Origin of the sequence: Heminiphilus faecis, from assembly GCF_008728965.1 — a bacterium.
In the GTDB taxonomy this organism is placed as follows: domain Bacteria; phylum Bacteroidota; class Bacteroidia; order Bacteroidales; family Muribaculaceae; genus Muribaculum; species Muribaculum faecis.
The window spans coordinates 15,199-31,970 of the sequence record NZ_VSMC01000025.1 but is presented as its reverse complement, the minus strand read 5'-3'; the positions used below and the strand labels follow the sequence as shown (position 1 = coordinate 31,970).

General features: G+C 49.3%; 12 protein-coding genes. 3 read left to right on the top strand and 9 right to left on the bottom strand.

Annotated features, from left to right (window positions below; translation table 11 throughout):
- Positions 1 to 131: 131 nt before the first annotated feature.
- The 3 genes from FW767_RS10515 to FW767_RS10505 form a co-directional block, all read right to left on the bottom strand.
- Positions 132 to 1,373 carry an outer membrane beta-barrel protein gene (locus tag FW767_RS10515; protein WP_121699042.1) on the bottom strand — a complete coding sequence of 414 codons (1,242 nt, stop codon included), beginning with the start codon at positions 1,371 to 1,373 and terminating at the stop codon, positions 132 to 134.
- A complete protein-coding gene (locus FW767_RS10510; RefSeq protein WP_121699041.1) occupies positions 1,370 to 1,933 on the bottom strand; it encodes an RNA polymerase sigma factor in 564 nt (187 codons plus the stop codon). The genes FW767_RS10515 and FW767_RS10510 overlap by 4 nt, the downstream gene beginning before the upstream one ends.
- 101 nt (positions 1,934 to 2,034) lie before the next feature.
- A complete protein-coding gene (locus tag FW767_RS10505; protein WP_121699040.1) occupies positions 2,035 to 2,760 on the bottom strand; it encodes a NigD1/NigD2 family lipoprotein in 726 nt (241 codons plus the stop codon).
- Positions 2,761 to 2,879: 119 nt separating this feature from the next.
- Here FW767_RS10505 and FW767_RS10500 point away from each other — a divergent pair, with 119 nt between their 5' ends.
- From FW767_RS10500 to FW767_RS10490, 3 genes are read left to right on the top strand one after another with little or no spacing between them, the layout of a single operon-like run.
- Entirely contained in the window at positions 2,880 to 4,202 is a 1,323-nt protein-coding gene (locus FW767_RS10500) for a glycosyltransferase family 2 protein (protein ID WP_121699039.1), read from the top strand.
- Positions 4,192 to 6,201 carry a DUF4922 domain-containing protein gene (locus FW767_RS10495; RefSeq protein ID WP_121699038.1) on the top strand — a complete coding sequence of 670 codons (2,010 nt, stop codon included), beginning with the start codon at positions 4,192 to 4,194 and terminating at the stop codon, positions 6,199 to 6,201. Before FW767_RS10500 ends, FW767_RS10495 begins: the two co-directional genes overlap by 11 nt.
- On the top strand, positions 6,176 to 7,492 hold the full coding sequence (locus tag FW767_RS10490) for an MFS transporter (protein ID WP_121699037.1): 1,317 nt from the start codon (positions 6,176 to 6,178) through the stop codon (positions 7,490 to 7,492). The genes FW767_RS10495 and FW767_RS10490 overlap by 26 nt, the downstream gene beginning before the upstream one ends.
- Before the next feature lie 86 nt (positions 7,493 to 7,578).
- Here FW767_RS10490 and FW767_RS10485 read toward each other — a convergent pair whose 3' ends face one another.
- The 6 genes from FW767_RS10485 to secA all read right to left on the bottom strand — a co-directional run bounded on the left by FW767_RS10485 (position 7,579) and on the right by secA (position 16,766).
- Positions 7,579 to 8,460 (bottom strand): META domain-containing protein, encoded by an 882-nt coding sequence (locus FW767_RS10485; RefSeq protein ID WP_121699036.1) that lies wholly within the window; start codon positions 8,458 to 8,460, stop codon positions 7,579 to 7,581.
- Between the two features lie 64 nt (positions 8,461 to 8,524).
- Complete coding sequence (locus tag FW767_RS10480) at positions 8,525 to 9,310, bottom strand: MBL fold metallo-hydrolase (RefSeq protein ID WP_121699109.1); 786 nt, start codon at positions 9,308 to 9,310, stop codon at positions 8,525 to 8,527.
- On the bottom strand, positions 9,310 to 10,320 hold the full coding sequence (gene murB / locus FW767_RS10475) for a UDP-N-acetylmuramate dehydrogenase (RefSeq protein WP_121699035.1): 1,011 nt from the start codon (positions 10,318 to 10,320) through the stop codon (positions 9,310 to 9,312). The genes FW767_RS10480 and murB overlap by 1 nt, the downstream gene beginning before the upstream one ends.
- A gap of 15 nt (positions 10,321 to 10,335) precedes the next feature.
- Positions 10,336 to 11,262, bottom strand: a complete 927-nt coding sequence (locus FW767_RS10470; protein WP_121699034.1) for a hypothetical protein — start codon at positions 11,260 to 11,262, stop codon at positions 10,336 to 10,338.
- Positions 11,263 to 13,377: a prolyl oligopeptidase family serine peptidase gene (locus FW767_RS10465; RefSeq protein WP_121699033.1), complete on the bottom strand. Its 2,115-nt coding sequence runs from the start codon at positions 13,375 to 13,377 to the stop codon at positions 11,263 to 11,265.
- A gap of 20 nt (positions 13,378 to 13,397) precedes the next feature.
- Positions 13,398 to 16,766, bottom strand: a complete 3,369-nt coding sequence (gene secA / locus FW767_RS10460) for a preprotein translocase subunit SecA (protein WP_148463957.1) — start codon at positions 16,764 to 16,766, stop codon at positions 13,398 to 13,400.
- Positions 16,767 to 16,772 lie beyond the last annotated feature (6 nt).

Sequence of the window (16,772 nt, the reverse complement as noted above, 5' to 3'; positions counted from 1 at the left end):
GCTATAAGAATTTGTGTACAACTATTAAAGTGCAAATTTGGTTAAATAATATGATTTTACAAAGCCGATAGTGTTGTTTTATAACATTATCGGTTTTATGCACCTGTGTGTACGCAATTCAGTGAGCGTCTTTATCGTCCGAGAGTGAAGCGCAGTCCTAAATTTAAATTAAAATTAAGCGGCTTGTCGCTGTATATGGTCCTGACGCTGGAGCCGTTGTCGAAATAGTAGCTTATTCCGGGTTCGGCGTATAGACCTACGGCATCGGTGAGGTTGCACTGCACGCCTGCTGATGCGTTAGCCGACCACTGAAGCTGTTTTACCGTCAGGCGCTCTGACGTGGATTGTAAATTATTATTGTCGAGAGAATATTCTTTATTCAATTTGCCGGATATGCATTTTTCTGCAAGAAAGCCGCCTGAAGCATACAAGTCTATAGCTTTCCAAGAACATATGCGATATTTGATATTGGCGGGTATGCCTACATAATGCAATTCCTGTTTTCCCGAATAGCAGTGGTTATTGCTGCTTTCCTTTATATCGGAAGAGAGATAAGTATATGTAAGGCCGCTTTCTACAGTGAGTCGGTCGGTTATGGCATAGGATACTGATATTCCCGTCCTTATAGGCAGATTATGATTTATTTCAGTATGCACTTCCTGCCCTTTGTTGAATACCAGCATGTCGAGTGAGGGATTGCTGTCCCAGTAGTCATCGTCAGGACCTACAGCGCTCAACGCTCCAGAAAACAAGTCTTTATGGTTTGATTTGTTGCCTGTGCCTCCCGAAGTGTGTATACTTACCGATACACGTCGGTCGATACGAGGACGCACTGCGGCATATGTCAAGTCGCGGTATGTTTTTCGGCTTTTTTCATGTACTACTTTCGCGGTATCAGGCCGTGACCGTAAATCTGTCATGTCGTTTTTATCGGCCGGCGTTTTTTCTTCATCGCGTTTATTGTCAACCGACGGCACCTCATCAGAAGGAGCCTCGTAATATGATGCCAATGTCGTTTTATATGTTGCGGTTTTTCTCGGTGTAGGAGCTATTGCCTCGTAGCTGTTATCGTTTTTCTTATTTTTTTCTTCAGTCTTATTGTTGTCAGCAGTTGGTGATGCTATGCTTTTCGGTATGGCGAGGTCGGGAGTGCCGTTATAGAATTGAGTGCCCGTAAGTATAGCTATGGCTACGACGGCAGCCGCGGCGCAGATCCGTTTTGTCCATGCGATTATAGCATGACGATGTCTGTTGCGTCGTGAGATTCTGTCAAGTATGCCTGATGCTTCAATATCCTCCCACAGTCTGTCGGGTTCGTCGATATTGAAGTCGGCCATGCGGTCATGTATATCTTTAAGCCATTTGTCTTTCATAATTCACGAGCGTTTTGAAATTGTCTTATTTTTGCGGCAAGCATGGTCTTGGCACGGTGCAACTGCGATGCTGAGGTGCTTTCTCCGATATTTAAAAGTGCCGATATCTCTTTATGGCTTTTGCCTTCGATCACATAAAGGTTGAATATCGTGCGGTAACCGTCGGGTAGCCGGCGTATCATGTCGAATATGACCTGCGACGGCACGCAGTCAAGGTCCGGTTCATCGTCGGCTATGTCATCGGCTGTTTCCGCAAGGTCGGTAAATTCGAGCCGGTTGTTTTTGTTTATAAACTTCAGTGTTTCGTTTACTACGATTTTTGTAAGCCAGCTTTTAAGAGTGCCGCCTCCGCGATATTCGTAAGAGTCGAGTGTTGAAAAAATTTTCAGAAAACTGTCCTGAAGTATGTCTTTCACATCTTCGGAGTTGGTGATATAACGCGAACAAACGGCAGTGAGATATCTGACATATAACTTGTAGACTGCTCTCAAAGCCGTTGTGTCGCCTTCCTTTGCCCGGCGCACCAGTAATTGTTCGTTGTCGACAGTTTCTGAAGTCATTCCGGTAACTGTTGCTTTCCGATTGTCCGGCAAGTGGATTCTGTCGCTTTCCGAATCCACTTGCTCCCGACATCGGTGCTGTTTTCACAGATTGGACTATGTTACTGTATATTAACGGATAAATCTCCGTCTTTATTATATTTAGGGTTTACAGTCGCGTTGTTTCGCATGCCTACTTCAAACTCCGCCGATTTTTTACCGGTATAAGAGTTCCAGTTGAGTTTTATTTTTAATACATCCTCGGAATGTTGCAACTCGTTCAGGTTGAATGCAATGAGGGCGTCACCATGTCGCAAAGCGGCATCGCCGTGGGCATTGTGTCTCAATTCGAATTCAAGCGGATTTTCGGGATTCACACCTGACAATAGATTAATCTCATGTTTTATGTTGGAGTAACCCCACAATGTACGCAGGCGGAGTGTAAGATAGCCGTCTTCTCCGATGGTGACCCAATCTTTCACAATCTCTATAGGGTCGTTGCCTATATCATCATTGTCAGTATCGGCTAATATTGGATTCTTGGTGCGTATACTGTCGATCCAGTTGATGTGTACTCTTCTTATATCGGAAGAGGCCACTTCTTCATCGAAGTTTACAAGTGCACGCACCTCTTTTTTCCCGAAAGGCGATGTTGACATGTTGGACGGGTACAGATCGGTCTTTTCATCAAGATGCATTACAAATGAGCCGTCGTCATTGGGCGATACGGTCACCAGAGCCGTCGGACGCATGACATTGCACGAGTCGTTATCGTCAAGACATGACTGTAGTGTCGTCGAGAGGAGCAATGCACCGGTAATGATAACAAAAGGTTTAAAAATTTTCATAAAGTAATATATATTTATAGGTTTATATCACCTATATAATCCGGCATACAGGTAAATCTTGCATGTATAAATGTTAAATATTGTGATTAGTCGCATTTTATTTAGTAAGTTTGTGTATTATGATTGAAATTGATTTTTTATGCTCGGGTGACGGGATTATGTCGTTGTGCGACGGCTTGTCGACCGAATATGTGATATTGAAGAAGCGTGGAAGCAGGGTGACTCTTATGCCCGGAGCGTTGCACCGTATGCAGCAGGTGGCCCGTATGACGGGCGCGGTTATGGTTTATGCCGACTATGCCGATATCTGTGCTGACGGTAGCTTTGCGGTACACCCTCTGATAGATATGCAGCCGGGGTCGCTTCGCGATGACTTCGATTTCGGCCATGTGCTGTGTGTTGAACGATGTGCGCTGGAAAGTGCTCTCGTAGCGGTAAGACGCGACTATCGTTATGCTGCCTTTTATGCTTTATGGCTTGCGATATCGCGTCAGGGAAGAATAGTACATATAAATGAGCCTTTGTATAAAGTTGAGCAGAGTGATGATACAGTGTCGCAATTTGATTATGTTAATCCACGTAACCGCGATGTTCAGATTGAGATGGAGGAGGCCTGTACCGACCATCTGAAAGCGGTGGATGCATATATAGACGCTAAAACAGCGATGCCGGTGGAGTTTTGCGATGACCTGCCCGTGGAGGCTTCGGTTATTATACCGGTGCGCAACAGGGCCGCTACGATTGGCGATGCCGTAAAGAGCGCTTTGGTGCAGAATACAGCTTTCAGATATAATATCATTGTGGTCGACAATCGGTCGACCGACGGTACAACCGGGATTTTGGCCCGGTTATCGGCAGAGGAGCCCAAGCTTATACATATAATACCCGACATCGAGGGCCTCGGCATAGGCGGGTGCTGGAATATGGCACTGATGTCGGAGCATTGCGGCCGGTTTGCGGTGCAACTTGACAGCGATGACCTGTATGAGTCGCCTGACACATTGCAAGCTATAGTAGATAAATTTTATGAGCAGCGGTGTGCAATGGTGGTCGGCGCCTATACTCTTACCGATATAAATAAAAATGTCATGGCGCCGGGACTTATATCGCACAATGAGTGGACCGACGGAAACGGTCGTAACAATGCGTTGCGTATCAACGGATTCGGCGCACCGCGGGCTTTTTATACGCCGATAGCGCGTGAGCTGCTGTTTCCCGATACATCTTATGGAGAGGATTATGCAATGGCTCTTGCCGTGTCGCGCAACTATAAAGTGGGACGCATATACGAGTCGCTTTATCTGTGTCGCCGGTGGGAGGGTAATTCCGACGCCTCGTTGTCGCTCGAAGCGCTTAATCGCAATAATTTCTACAAGGACCGTATAAGGTCGTGGGAGCTTTCAGCACGAATCGATTTAAATAGAACGCGCAATGAAGAGTGACGATATAAAAGATTTTGTAAGAAGACAACTTGACGTTTGGCCGGAGGCGGCGGCCCGTCACAAGGCTCTTGCCGGTATCACGGTAAAGCAGCTGAATGTCAACGGTACAGCCGTGTCGGTCATGTACAACAGTTCGAGAAGCATAAGTACACTCGCATCTGTCGACAGCCGGTCCATAGCCGCGCGTAAATGTTTTTTATGTAGCGGTTCGCGTCCTGTGGAGCAGATGTCGGTCACAGACGGCAATTATGACATATGTGTAAATCCGTATCCGGTATTTCCGGGTCACCTCACTATAATAAATCGCTCCCATGTAAGGCAGGAGATAGCCGGACATGTGGCCGACATGATACACTTCGCACATGCACTTGACGGATACACGGTGTTTTACAACGGTCCACGGTGCGGGGCCTCAGCTCCCGATCACAGTCATTTTCAAGGGGTGCCTGAAGAGTACATGCCGCTTGACCGGAAGCATGCGTTCAGGTGTATATATATGGTAGAGCCGCCTGACAAGATTGTGTCGCAGCTGGAGGAGGCGCTTCGTGCGCTACCGGTGCCGGAGGGCGATTACGAGCCTATGGTAAACATGGCTGTACACATGCTTCCCGACGGCAATATGGAGGCTGTCATAATACCGCGCCGCGCACACCGTCCGCGCTGTTATGAACGGTTGCATGTGAGCCCCGGTGCCATTGACATGTCGGGTACATTTATCGTGACTTCGGAGGCTGATTTCGCCGCACTCGATGACGAAAAGGCCGTGGAAATACTTGAAGATGTAGCCTATATAAGCAGGCAGCCGAGTATAAGGGTCGGCATAATGTCGGCCGACGATATCAGATACAGACTTGTCGGTGATTACCGAAAGGAGAACGATACGTTTTTTCCAGAGGATGAAACATGTCGTTTTGAACTTGAGGATGTGACCATCGGTGTCGGATTTCACTGGCAGCGCAAGGAGAAGCAGATGTTTGCCGGAGCGCTGCAGCTGCTTGACCTGCCCGAAGGCCGTGTGGCTGTCAATGTCGTACCCGTTGAGGATTACCTGACAAGTGTCATATCTTCTGAAATGAGTGCCAAGGCTTCTCTCGAGCTGTTGAAAGCGCATGCCGTCATATCGCGCAGTTGGGTCATGGCGCAGCTTGAGCGTAAAGAGAACTCATGTACTTGCCGCGAAGCTGATAGAGGCGACGACGAGATTGTTAAGTGGTATGACCATGACGATCACGAGTATTTCGACGTATGTGCCGATGACCACTGCCAGCGTTATCAGGGTGTGACCCGTATAACACGCGACGAGGCGAGGCGTGCGGTGATGTCGACATGGGGTGAAGTGCTCATGTCGGACGGAAAACTGTGTGATACCCGCTTCTCAAAATGCTGCGGCGGTGCGTTTGAGGAGTTTGAGCATTGCTGGGAGCATGTACATCACAATTATCTTGAACGTGGACGCGACCTGATGCCGGAGCAACCGTTGCCCGACCTTCGCGATGAGGACGTAGCCCGTGACTGGATCATGGGCCGTCCCGACGCCTTTTGTGCGCAAGCCGGCCCTGACACGCTCCGGCAGGTACTCAACGATTATGACCTTGCCACTAAAGATTTTTACCGCTGGTCGGTCAGGTATACGGTTGAGGAGTTGTCAGAACTTGTATATATGCGCTCGGGCATAGACTTCGGGGTGATCAAGGAGTTGCAGCCATTGTCGCGCGGAGTCTCGGGCCGCATAGACCGGCTGCGTATCGTAGGAAGCAAAGCTGTGAAAGTGGTAGGAAAGGAACTTGAGATACGCCGGTGGCTGTCGCCGACACATCTGTACAGCTCAGCTTTTGTGCCGGTAAAGGATGCCTCCGGCTTCACGCTTTACGGAGCCGGGTGGGGGCATGGGGTAGGCCTTTGCCAGATAGGAGCGGCAGTAATGAGCGAGCAGGGATATGATTACCGTCAGATATTAGCACATTATTTTAAAAATGCAGAACTCAAACGCATCTATTAACCGTGTTTCGCCATGGACGTGGGTCTCGACGCTTTATTTTGCGCAGGGGCTTCCATATGTGGCTGTCATGACCATATCGGTCATAATGTACAAGCGCCTCGGCATATCCAATACCGATATAGCTCTTTATACGTCATGGCTCTATCTGCCGTGGGTCATAAAACCGTTCTGGAGTCCGGTGGTGGATCTGTTCGGCACCAAGCGGAGGTGGATCGTGCTGATGGAGATGTGCATAGCCATAGGATTTGCCGGTATCGCATTTACCATACCGCTTACATTTTTCTTTCAGGCGACACTGGCGGTATTCTGGGCGGTGGCTTTTCTGAGCGCGACTCACGACATTGCCGCCGACGGCTACTACATGCTTGCATTGTCGGAGCACCAGCAGTCGTTTTATGTAGGCATACGAAGTACGTTTTACCGTATAGCCACGATAGTGGGGCAGGGAGTGCTTGTGATGCTTGCCGGTTATATTGAAAACCTCAATGACGCACTGTCGCCCGGTGAAAGTATGGACTACACTCCGATTGCATGGATGACTGTAATGGGTGTCTTGTCGGTGTTTTTCCTGTCGGTCACCATATATCATTGGTGGATATTGCCGCGGCCGTCATCGGATCATGCCGCCGTGGAGATGACATGGCGCGAAACCGGGCGGGAGTTTGTCAATACGTTTGTATCGTTTTTCAAGAAGCCGCATGCGGGTATAGCCATTGCGTTCATGCTGCTCTACCGCTTTCCTGAAGCGCAATTGGTAAAGATGATAAATCCGTTTTTGCTTGACGGACGTGAACTGGGCGGACTCGGGCTGTCGACGGCCGAGGTAGGCTTTGTGTACGGTACGGTGGGTATACTCGGTCTTACCGCCGGGGGTATAATAGGCGGTATTGTAGCAGCCCGCGGTGGCTTGAAGCGCTGGCTTCGGCCTATGGCATGGAGCATATCGCTCACATGCAGTACATTTCTTTACTTGGCTTTTGTTCAGCCTGTCGATCTGCTGTCAATAAATATATGTGTTTTTGTAGAGCAGTTTGGTTACGGATTCGGATTCACAGCATATATGCTTTACCTGATATATTTCAGCGACGGTCCGTTTCGTACGGCTCATTATGCAATATGTACAGGTTTCATGGCGCTTGGCATGATGCTGCCCGGTATGGCGGCCGGATGGCTTCAGGAGCAGATGGGATACACCGGATTCTTCTGGTGGATAATGGGTTGCTGCTGTGTCACCATAGCCGTCACCGTCTTTATAAAAGTCCCGTCTGCTTTCGGCCGCAAACAACGCTGACACCACATGAGCTGATTCAAACCGATTATAATACGAAGGGCACCCGATGAGGGCGCCCTTTACTGTTTCGGTTATGTAGGTCGGGGTCAGCGGTTGACCTCTACTTTTTTCAGAACGATAATAGGCTGGTTATTCTTATCGGACATTATCACTGTGCCGTTTTTGCCTGCCTTGGCATATTCGACACTTTCGAGCGCTACAAGCAGAGCGGTCTCTGCCTTCATGTTGGCTTCAGGACACATCATGCGTGTGGTGGCTATGTCAAGGAACTGGATCGAGTTGGATTTGTCGGGATTTATTGACAGCGAGCCGTTCATTATGTTGCAGCCGGAGTTTCCGTGGAGTTTTTGTTCCTGAATGTCGATTACCATCTCCATGTCGGGATTGTTGTACTCCTTGCCGTTGATTGTCTTGACCTGCCAAGTGCCGTTGAGGAAGTCCATGTTATGCTTGCGCAGTGTCATGACCGTGATGCCGTTGCTGTTTTTAAGATCAAGATACAACTCGTGTCCTTTTTTTGTTATCGAGTAGCTGCGTACCGCGTCAAGACCGCTGTTTATGGCCTGTTCAAATGGAGCGTCGGGGCATGCCATCATTGTCGATATGACGTTGGATATTTTTAATGATGAACCGGATGCCGTGGCGAAGTCGCCGTTTATAATGTTGCAGCTGTTGGATCCGTATATACGATGGTCATCCATGCTGAAATTGATATATGGACGATTTTCGCCGGTGACTTTTTTGCCTCCGACCATGTATATGGTCCATTCGCCACCGAGATTTTCCGCCGGAACAGCGACCTGAGAGCCTGTGGTCACGGGGCTTTTTACAGTTTCAGTCTTGGTCATGGTGATTTTGTCGTTGTTTGCCGTGTTCTTGTTTTTGTTGAATACACTGCATGATGTTGAAAATGCTGTTGCAATGGTGAAGCATGCAATGATATTTAAGTACTTAATACTAATTTTCATAATTACGTAGGTTTAATTGTGATATAATGTATATATTATAGTGACACTTCAGAGTGTGGAAAGTTTAGTGAACACTCTTATATTTTGCATCGGGAACCGATATTTCAAGGTTATCGTATGCGAGTCTTACACCTTCGGGAAGAGCAGGCCCGACTTCGGAAGCTAAGCCCAATTTGTCGGAGATGTGGGTCAGATATGCCACCCGCGGACGTATATGTCCGATAGCGTCAAGTGCCTGACGGAGATTCATGTGCGACAGATGCTCTTCCTTACGCAATGCGTTTATGACCAATGTGTCTACTCCGTCCAACAGTTCAAAAGTGGTGTCGGGGATATGTTTTGCGTCTGTTATGTAGGCAAAATCACATATGCGGAAGCCGTATATGGGCAGCCGGTAATGCATGACCGGAAGCGGAGTGATGTCTATATCTCCGATGCGGAAGCTCCTGTCGTCAATGACATGCATATTGAATATCGGCACTCCGGGATAGGGGTGCTTTTTGAAGCAATATGGTAATCGCGAACGCAGATCACGAGCCACATCCTCGCGGCAATAAAGATCGAAGCCGTCAGCGGTGTGGCAATATGGACGAAGGTCGTCGATGCCTCCTACATGGTCATAATGGCTGTGGGTGAGCAGAGCGGCGTCAATAGCCGGTGCTCCGGCTGATATTATCTGCGACCGGAAGTCGGGACCGCAGTCAATAAGCAGATTTTTGCCGTTTACTGTCAGCAATACCGATGCTCTCAACCGTCTGTCGTGCATGTCAGCTGATGTACATACAGGGCATTTACACCCTATCTGCGGTACTCCGGTAGATGTGCCGGTGCCCATAAAACGAACTTTTATCATAGGCCGATTATGTTTACTTCCGGAGATAATAATATGTCGAATTTATCCGATACGGTATCCTGTACATGGCGATACAGGGCCACTACATCATCGGCGGTGGCATTTCCCGTATTTACTATGACAAGGCATTGGCGCGTATACACCTGCGCTCCTCCTACGGCAACGCCTTTAAGTCCTGACCGTTCGATAAGCCATCCCGCCGGAACCTTAATCATGCCTTGACCTGCAGGATAACTCGGAATATCGGCATAACGCTCCTTTAATGCATTGAAATGTTTAAGGGTTATGACCGGATTTTTAAAAAAAGAACCGGCACTGCCCATATATTCGGGGTCGGGGAGTTTGGACTTGCGTATATTTATTATACGTTCGCGCACTTTACGCAACGACAGGTCAGCATCCTCCTTCAATTCTTTTAACGGCCCATATTCAAGATTATAGCTTTCTTTGCAGGATAACCTGTAAGTGACATCAAGAACTATGTAGCGCGACGGAAATTTCTTGAACATACTGTCGCGGTATCCGTAACCGCAGTCAGTCACATCAAGTACTTTTTGCCGCCGGTCAGTAGTGTCGTATACATGTACGGCAGATATTATGTCTTTGGCCTCGACACCGTAGGCTCCGACATTCTGTACGGCAGAAGCACCGACTTCCCCCGGAATATAAGATAGGTTTTCGGCTCCGAAAAGGTCGTTGTCAACGCAAAATTTCACAAAATCATCCCACACCACGCCTGCATCCGCTTTAACCGACACAGTTTCGTTGTCTGAGCCGAGAAGCGTGATATCGCGGGATGCCGGTCTTATCACTATTCCTTCATAGGGCTTTACGAAGAGCAGATTGCTGCCTCCTCCCATACACATGCGTGGAAGGCCCTGCAGCCTCGGGTCCTCAAGCAAGGCGCACAGCTGTTCGATATTTTCAAATTCGCCGTACCATCTTGTCAGAGCGGGCACATGAAAGGTCGTTGTCGCAGTAAGGTCAAAATCACGTAATAGCTTCATATTGTCAGGTTGGCATTATCGTCTGAAACTTTGTAAAAGACCGTCGTCAAATATCAGGTACACACCGTTTTCATACGTCCATAACTCCTGCAGAGAGCTGATGGCCGCACGCCGGTCGATTGATGATGGCGCCCCGAGCGACAGCCGGCACTCCTCGCGGGTCATATAGGGGGCCACTCTTCCGTGTATTATGCGGTCCCATGTCTCATCGGTTATGGCCGGGTAGCGCAGGTGCGGGTCGGTAAGGCTGAACAATGCGGCAAAATTACGGGTAGACCGTGAACTGTCGCCCACCGACATGTATACATATGCCGTGTCATCATAAGGGCTGTCGACAGAAAATTTAAGTTTTACCGGATACACCATATTGCCGGGGGTGATCTCCTCTATTGTTACGGGTATGAATTTCAAACCGTTGCGGGCGTCACCTGTGGCAGTGTACCAAATGGGGGTCTTGATGTAAAATGTCTTGCCTGCCAGAACCTCTTTAGTGGCGTCGACAACCGATGTCTCGATAGTGAAAGGAATTTCTACCCTTTTGCGTTGTTGCAGTTCGTCAGGCGATGCACTTGCCTTATATACAACTTCCTGACCGTTTTCTTTATGAAAAATTATTTCCGTATCAATTGAACCGGTAAGCGATGTCACAGGACGATAGCTGTCAAATGCAATATACTCACCTGCTTTGGGGGCGGGTGTGGCCGACGGCTCCAGAGTAAGGCTGATCTTGTCGTCAGTAACATAAAAGAGTTTTCCCGGTTGCCATGCTTCGAGTGACTCGTATGTTATGTTGTTTAAGTAGCTGTCCTCCGGGGTCTGTACGGCACGTTCTTTTTTTACATCATTGGCCGTAATTTTAGGAGTGCTCTCGATGCCGGTAAAACAACCGGTCATCAAGAGCACTGTCAATGTAGTAGATATAGTTGCGGCTATGCGCTTCATTTATTTATCGGTGGGATCTATGCCCAAGTTGTAGAAGATGAACGAATAGATGTCGGCATACTCGTCGATAACTTTCGATACGGGTTTGCCGGCGCCGTGTCCGGCCTTAGAGTCGATGCGTATATATTTGGGCGCGTCGCCTGTATCGGAGGCCTGAAGTGCGGCTGCATACTTGAATGAGTGTGCCGGTACCACGCGGTCATCATGGTCGGCGGTTGTCACCAGAACAGCAGGGTAGGGTGTGCCGTCGTTCTTTATGTTGTGAATTGGCGAATAATCGAGAAGATACTTGGCCATTTCGGGAGAGTCGGCACTTGTTCCGTAGTCAGAAGCCCAGTTCCATCCGATAGTAAACAAATGGTAGCGCATCATGTCCATGACGCCAACGCGGGGTATGGCAACCTTAAACAGGTCAGGACGCATGTTGACTGTAGCTCCGACGAGCAGTCCGCCGTTGGAGCCGCCCTCTATTGTCATGAGTTCGGGTTTGGTCCAGCCCTCTTTGATCATATACTCGGCTGCAGCGATAAAGTCGTTGAACACATTGAGTTTTTGCTGCTTGGTACCCGCAAGGTGCCACGGTTCGCCATACTCGCCTCCTCCGCGCAGATTGGCCTGTGCGTATATGCCGCCGTTTTCAAGCCATAACAGGCGCTGTGCCGAGAAACCGGGATTAAGCGATATATTGAAACCTCCGTAACCGTATAGATATACAGGATTCTTGCCATTGCGCTCAAGGCCCTTTTTGTAAGTGATGAACATCGGTATCTCGGTGCCGTCGGCCGACGGATAAAATACCTGTTCGGTGATATAGTCATCCATGTCGAAGCCCTTGATTTCGGTGGCTTTGAACAACTCCGATGCCCCATCGCTTAAATTGTACTTATAAATTGCCGACGGGTAAGTAAAGGAAGTGAAAGTATAGAATACCTCGTCATTTTTTTTGCTGGTGGAGAAACCGGCCGAACCTATGGCGGGGAACTCGATCTCACGGATCAATTTACCATCACGTGAATAGACGTATGAGCGGTTGTAAGCGTCAGTCTCATTGGTTACAATGAGTTTATCGCCGGCAAAAGTGACATCGGACATTACGCCTTCGCCTTCAGGGATGAGCTCTTTCCAGTTCTCACGCTGTGGAGCCTTGACTGAAGCTGTCATCAGACGATAGCGTGGCGCTCCGTAGTTGGTGAGAATGTACATGGTGCCGTCAATGACATCAAGAACCGATATTTCGTAATCCTGTGACGGCTCTATAACGGTCCATGAGCTGTCGGAAGTGTTGAGCTTTTTCATGGAAAGCGAACTTCCGAGCCCTTGTCCAGAACCGTAGATAAATATCACCGATTCATCGTCAGGTACATACGCCGAGTGGAAATGCAGGGGATTGGCCGCGTCTTCATATATAAGCTTATCCTCGCTTTGGGGGGTGCCTATGCGATGGTAATATACGCGGTGATTTTCGTTTGCGTGAGAAAACTCCTTGCCTTCCACAGGACGGTCATATGCGCTATAGTAAAAACCGTCGCCATCCCAAGCCGCGCCGGTAAATTTGGCCCACTCGATATGGTCGGTCAGCAATTGCTTGGTCGCAGTGTCCATAACATAGATTTCGGTCCAGTCAGAGCCGCTTCGCGATATGGTGTAAGCCGTGTATTTCCCGTCGTTGGAGGGCGAGATGCCTGTGAGAGCCACAGTGCCGTCTTCGCTCAGTTTATTAGGGTCGAGAAATACTTCCGGAGTGGTGCCGAGTTCTTTTGTACGGTATAATACCGACTGATTCTGTAATCCGTCGTTTTCGTAAAAGTAATACCAGCCATCCTGCTTGTAAGGCATACCGCTCTTCTTATAGTTGAACAGGTCGGTAAGACGTTCGCGCAATTTGCTGCGGAAGGGTATCGACGACATATAATCGTCAGTGAGTTTACGCTGTGCTTCAACCCATTGGAGGGTTTCGGCTGAGGTGTCGTTTTCAAGCGGCCGATACGGGTCGGCCACTTGAATTCCGAAATATTCGTCTACTATCTGCGACGTCGGAGCTTCGGGATATTTCACCGCCGACGCGCACGATGCCAATAATGTCATAACTGTAACAGATGATAGCAATGTTTTCATAATGATCGGTTTTAAGGAATTTATAGGCCTTTGCCATGACAATTTTTGAATTTCTTTCCGGAGCCGCAAGGACATGGATCATTTCGTCCTACTTTGGGGGCGTTGACAATCGGTTGATGACGACGTTGCTCGCCCTGCTGAGCGGATGCGGCCTGACGTTGTGCGTCAGCTCCCGGATACTGTTCCTTGCTTGCCTGATAGCGGCTGTAGTCGTTAGGCCGATCGGGCATGGCTTCACGCATCTGCGGCTGGCGGGGAGCCTGACGCTCCGAGCTCAACTGGGCGTCAGAAGCGCGGGGTGCCTGAGGCTGCGGAATGAATATCTGACCTCTCATAAGCGCCGATACCGCTTTGATATTGAGGGTATTCATGGCGTTCTCGAATAGATGGAACGACTCTACCTTATATATTACAAGAGGATCTTTTTGCTCGTAGGATGCGTTTTGGACCGACTGACGCAACTGGTCGAGTTCGCGCAGGTGTTCTTTCCATACTTCATCGATGGTGACGAGCATGATGGCCTTGTGCCATTCCTTGATTATCGAACGGCATTGGGTATCATAGGCGTCACGGATGTCGCAGGGAAGGTTGAATACACGCTTTCCGTCAGTTATAGGTACGAGCACACGTCCTTTTGCGTCTTTGCCCTCGACAAGTTCTGTTATGCCGGGTCGGGTTATCTCTATTATGCGGTCGCTCTTGCGTCGGAAAGCTTCGTTGACGGCGGCAATAGTGCGGTCAAAGACTTCCTGACGAGGCATACTGCGATATTCGTCTTCGGTAAATGGTAACTCAACGGCAAATACCTTGAGCATCTCCATCGACAGGTCGGCATAGTCATTGGGAGAGTCATAGGTCGATACGATGTTTTCAACCGTGTCATAAAGCATATTGTTTATGTCGATGCCTATGCGTTCGCCCATGAGCGCATGATGGCGGCGTCCGTATATGTACTGACGCTGTTTGTTCATGACATCATCGTATTCGAGAAGACGCTTGCGTATGCCGAAGTTGTTTTCTTCAACACGCTTCTGCGCGTTCTCAATAGCGCGGTTTACCATCTTGGCCTCGATCATCTCGCCCTCTTTGACTCCGAGGGTGTCAAGCATCTTGGTCACGCGGTCGCCTGCGAAAAGACGCATAAGCTGGTCCTCAAACGACAAGAAGAATATCGATGAACCGGGGTCGCCCTGACGTCCTGAACGACCGCGCAACTGCCGGTCGACACGACGCGATTCGTGACGCTCAGTACCGATAATGGCAAGACCTCCGGCATCCTTTACCTCAGCCGGCAACTTGATGTCGGTACCGCGTCCGGCCATGTTGGTGGCTATTGTCACTGTGCCTTTTTTACCTGCCTGTGCCACAATATCGGCCTCTTTCTGGTGCAACTTGGCGTTAAGCACGTTGTGAGGTATGCGGCGCAGTGTCAACATACGTGACAGTAATTCCGATATTTCGACCGATGTAGTGCCCACAAGTACGGGACGGCCCTGCTCCACAAGATTTACAATCTCGTCAATGACAGCGGCATACTTCTCTTTTTTAGTACGGTACACGCGGTCGTTCATGTCGATGCGGGCTACCGGCTTGTTGGTGGGTATTGTCACCACGTCAAGCTTGTAGATGTCCCAGAACTCTCCGGCTTCTGTTTCGGCCGTACCAGTCATACCGGCAAGCTTGTGGTACATACGGAAGTAGTTCTGCAGGGTGATGGTGGCGAATGTCTGCGTGGCAGCCTCTACCTTGACACCCTCTTTGGCTTCAATGGCCTGATGCAGACCGTCGGAGTAGCGACGTCCTTCCATTATACGGCCGGTCTGTTCGTCGACAATCTTTATCTTATTATCGTCAATTACGTATTCGACATCTTTCTCAAACAGAGTATAGGCTTTAAGAAGCTGTGTCACTGTATGTACGCGCTCTGCCTTTATGGCGTAGTTCTGCATGAGGTCGTCTTTTTTCTCCTGACGCTCGGCGGCCGACAAGGATTCATTGCCTTCGACTTCGGAAAGTTGTGAGGCTATGTCGGGGAGTACGAAGAATTGCGGGTCCTGACTGCGGCCGGTAAGTTCGTCGATACCTTTGTCGGTTAGCTCGACCGAACGGTTTTTCTCGTCGATTACGAAGTAGAGCGGCTCGACGGCTTTGGGCATCTCGCGGCTGTTGTCCTGAAGGTAGAAGGCTTCAGTCTCAAGCAGCAACGGTTTTATGCTTTCCTGCGACAGGTACTTGATCAAAGCTCCGTTTTTTGGAAGGCCTTTGTAGGCGCGGAAGAGCTGCAGCGCACCCTCTTTTCTTACCTCTTTGTCGGAGCTTGCTATCTTCTCCTTGGCGTCGAGCAGCAGTTTTGCGACGAGCTTGCGCTGGGCATCATATACTTTCTCGACGTTGAACTTATACTCGTTGAACAACTGGTCCTCGCCTTTGGGAACAGGACCGGATATGATGAGTGGAGTACGGGCGTCGTCAATAAGCACCGAGTCAACCTCGTCGACTATAGCGTAGTAGTGCTTGCGCTGTACCATGTCCTGCGGCGACATGGCCATATTGTCACGAAGATAGTCGAAGCCGAATTCGTTGTTGGTACCGAATGTGATGTCGCATGCGTAGGCTTTGCGGCGTTCGACCGAGTTGGGCTGATGTTTGTCGATGCAGTCTACGGTCTGGCCGTGGAACATGTACAGCGGACCCATCCATTCGGAGTCGCGCTTTGACAGATAGTCGTTGACAGTCACCACATGTACGCCTCGGCCTGTGAGGGAGCGGAGAAATACCGGAAGCGTGGCCACAAGTGTCTTGCCTTCACCGGTAGCCATCTCGGCTATTTTACCCTGATGCAGTACAATGCCGCCTATTAGCTGCACGTCGTAGTGGACCATGTCCCAAGTTATCTCGTTACCGCCGGCTACCCACCGGTTCTTGTACAAAGCCTTGTCGCCTTCGATGCTTACAAAGTCTTTGCCGGCTGCTGCAAGGTCGCGGTCCATCTGTGTGGCGGTGACCTCTACGGTTTCGTTGGCTGCGAAGCGGGCGGCTGTTTCTCGCATGGCTGCGAATACGGTCGGCAACACACGGTCGAGCTCTTTTTCGTAGATGTCGAGAATGTTTTTCTCGCGATTGTCTATATCGTCCCACAGCGGCTGACGCTCGTCAAAGGGAAGTTCCTCGATTTTGGCTTTAAGCTCGGCTATGGCCGTGGTGTCGGCCTCGGTGGCCGCTTTTAGTTCTCCTTTGATTTTAGTGATGGTTTCGCGCAACTCGTCGTTGGACAGCGCTTTCATTTCAGGTCCGAGAGCGTTTATCTTGTCTACGATAGGTTGTATTTCTTTCAGGTCACGCTGCGATTTGTTGCCGAAAAGTTTATTTAAAATAGATGTAAATGACATTTTCTT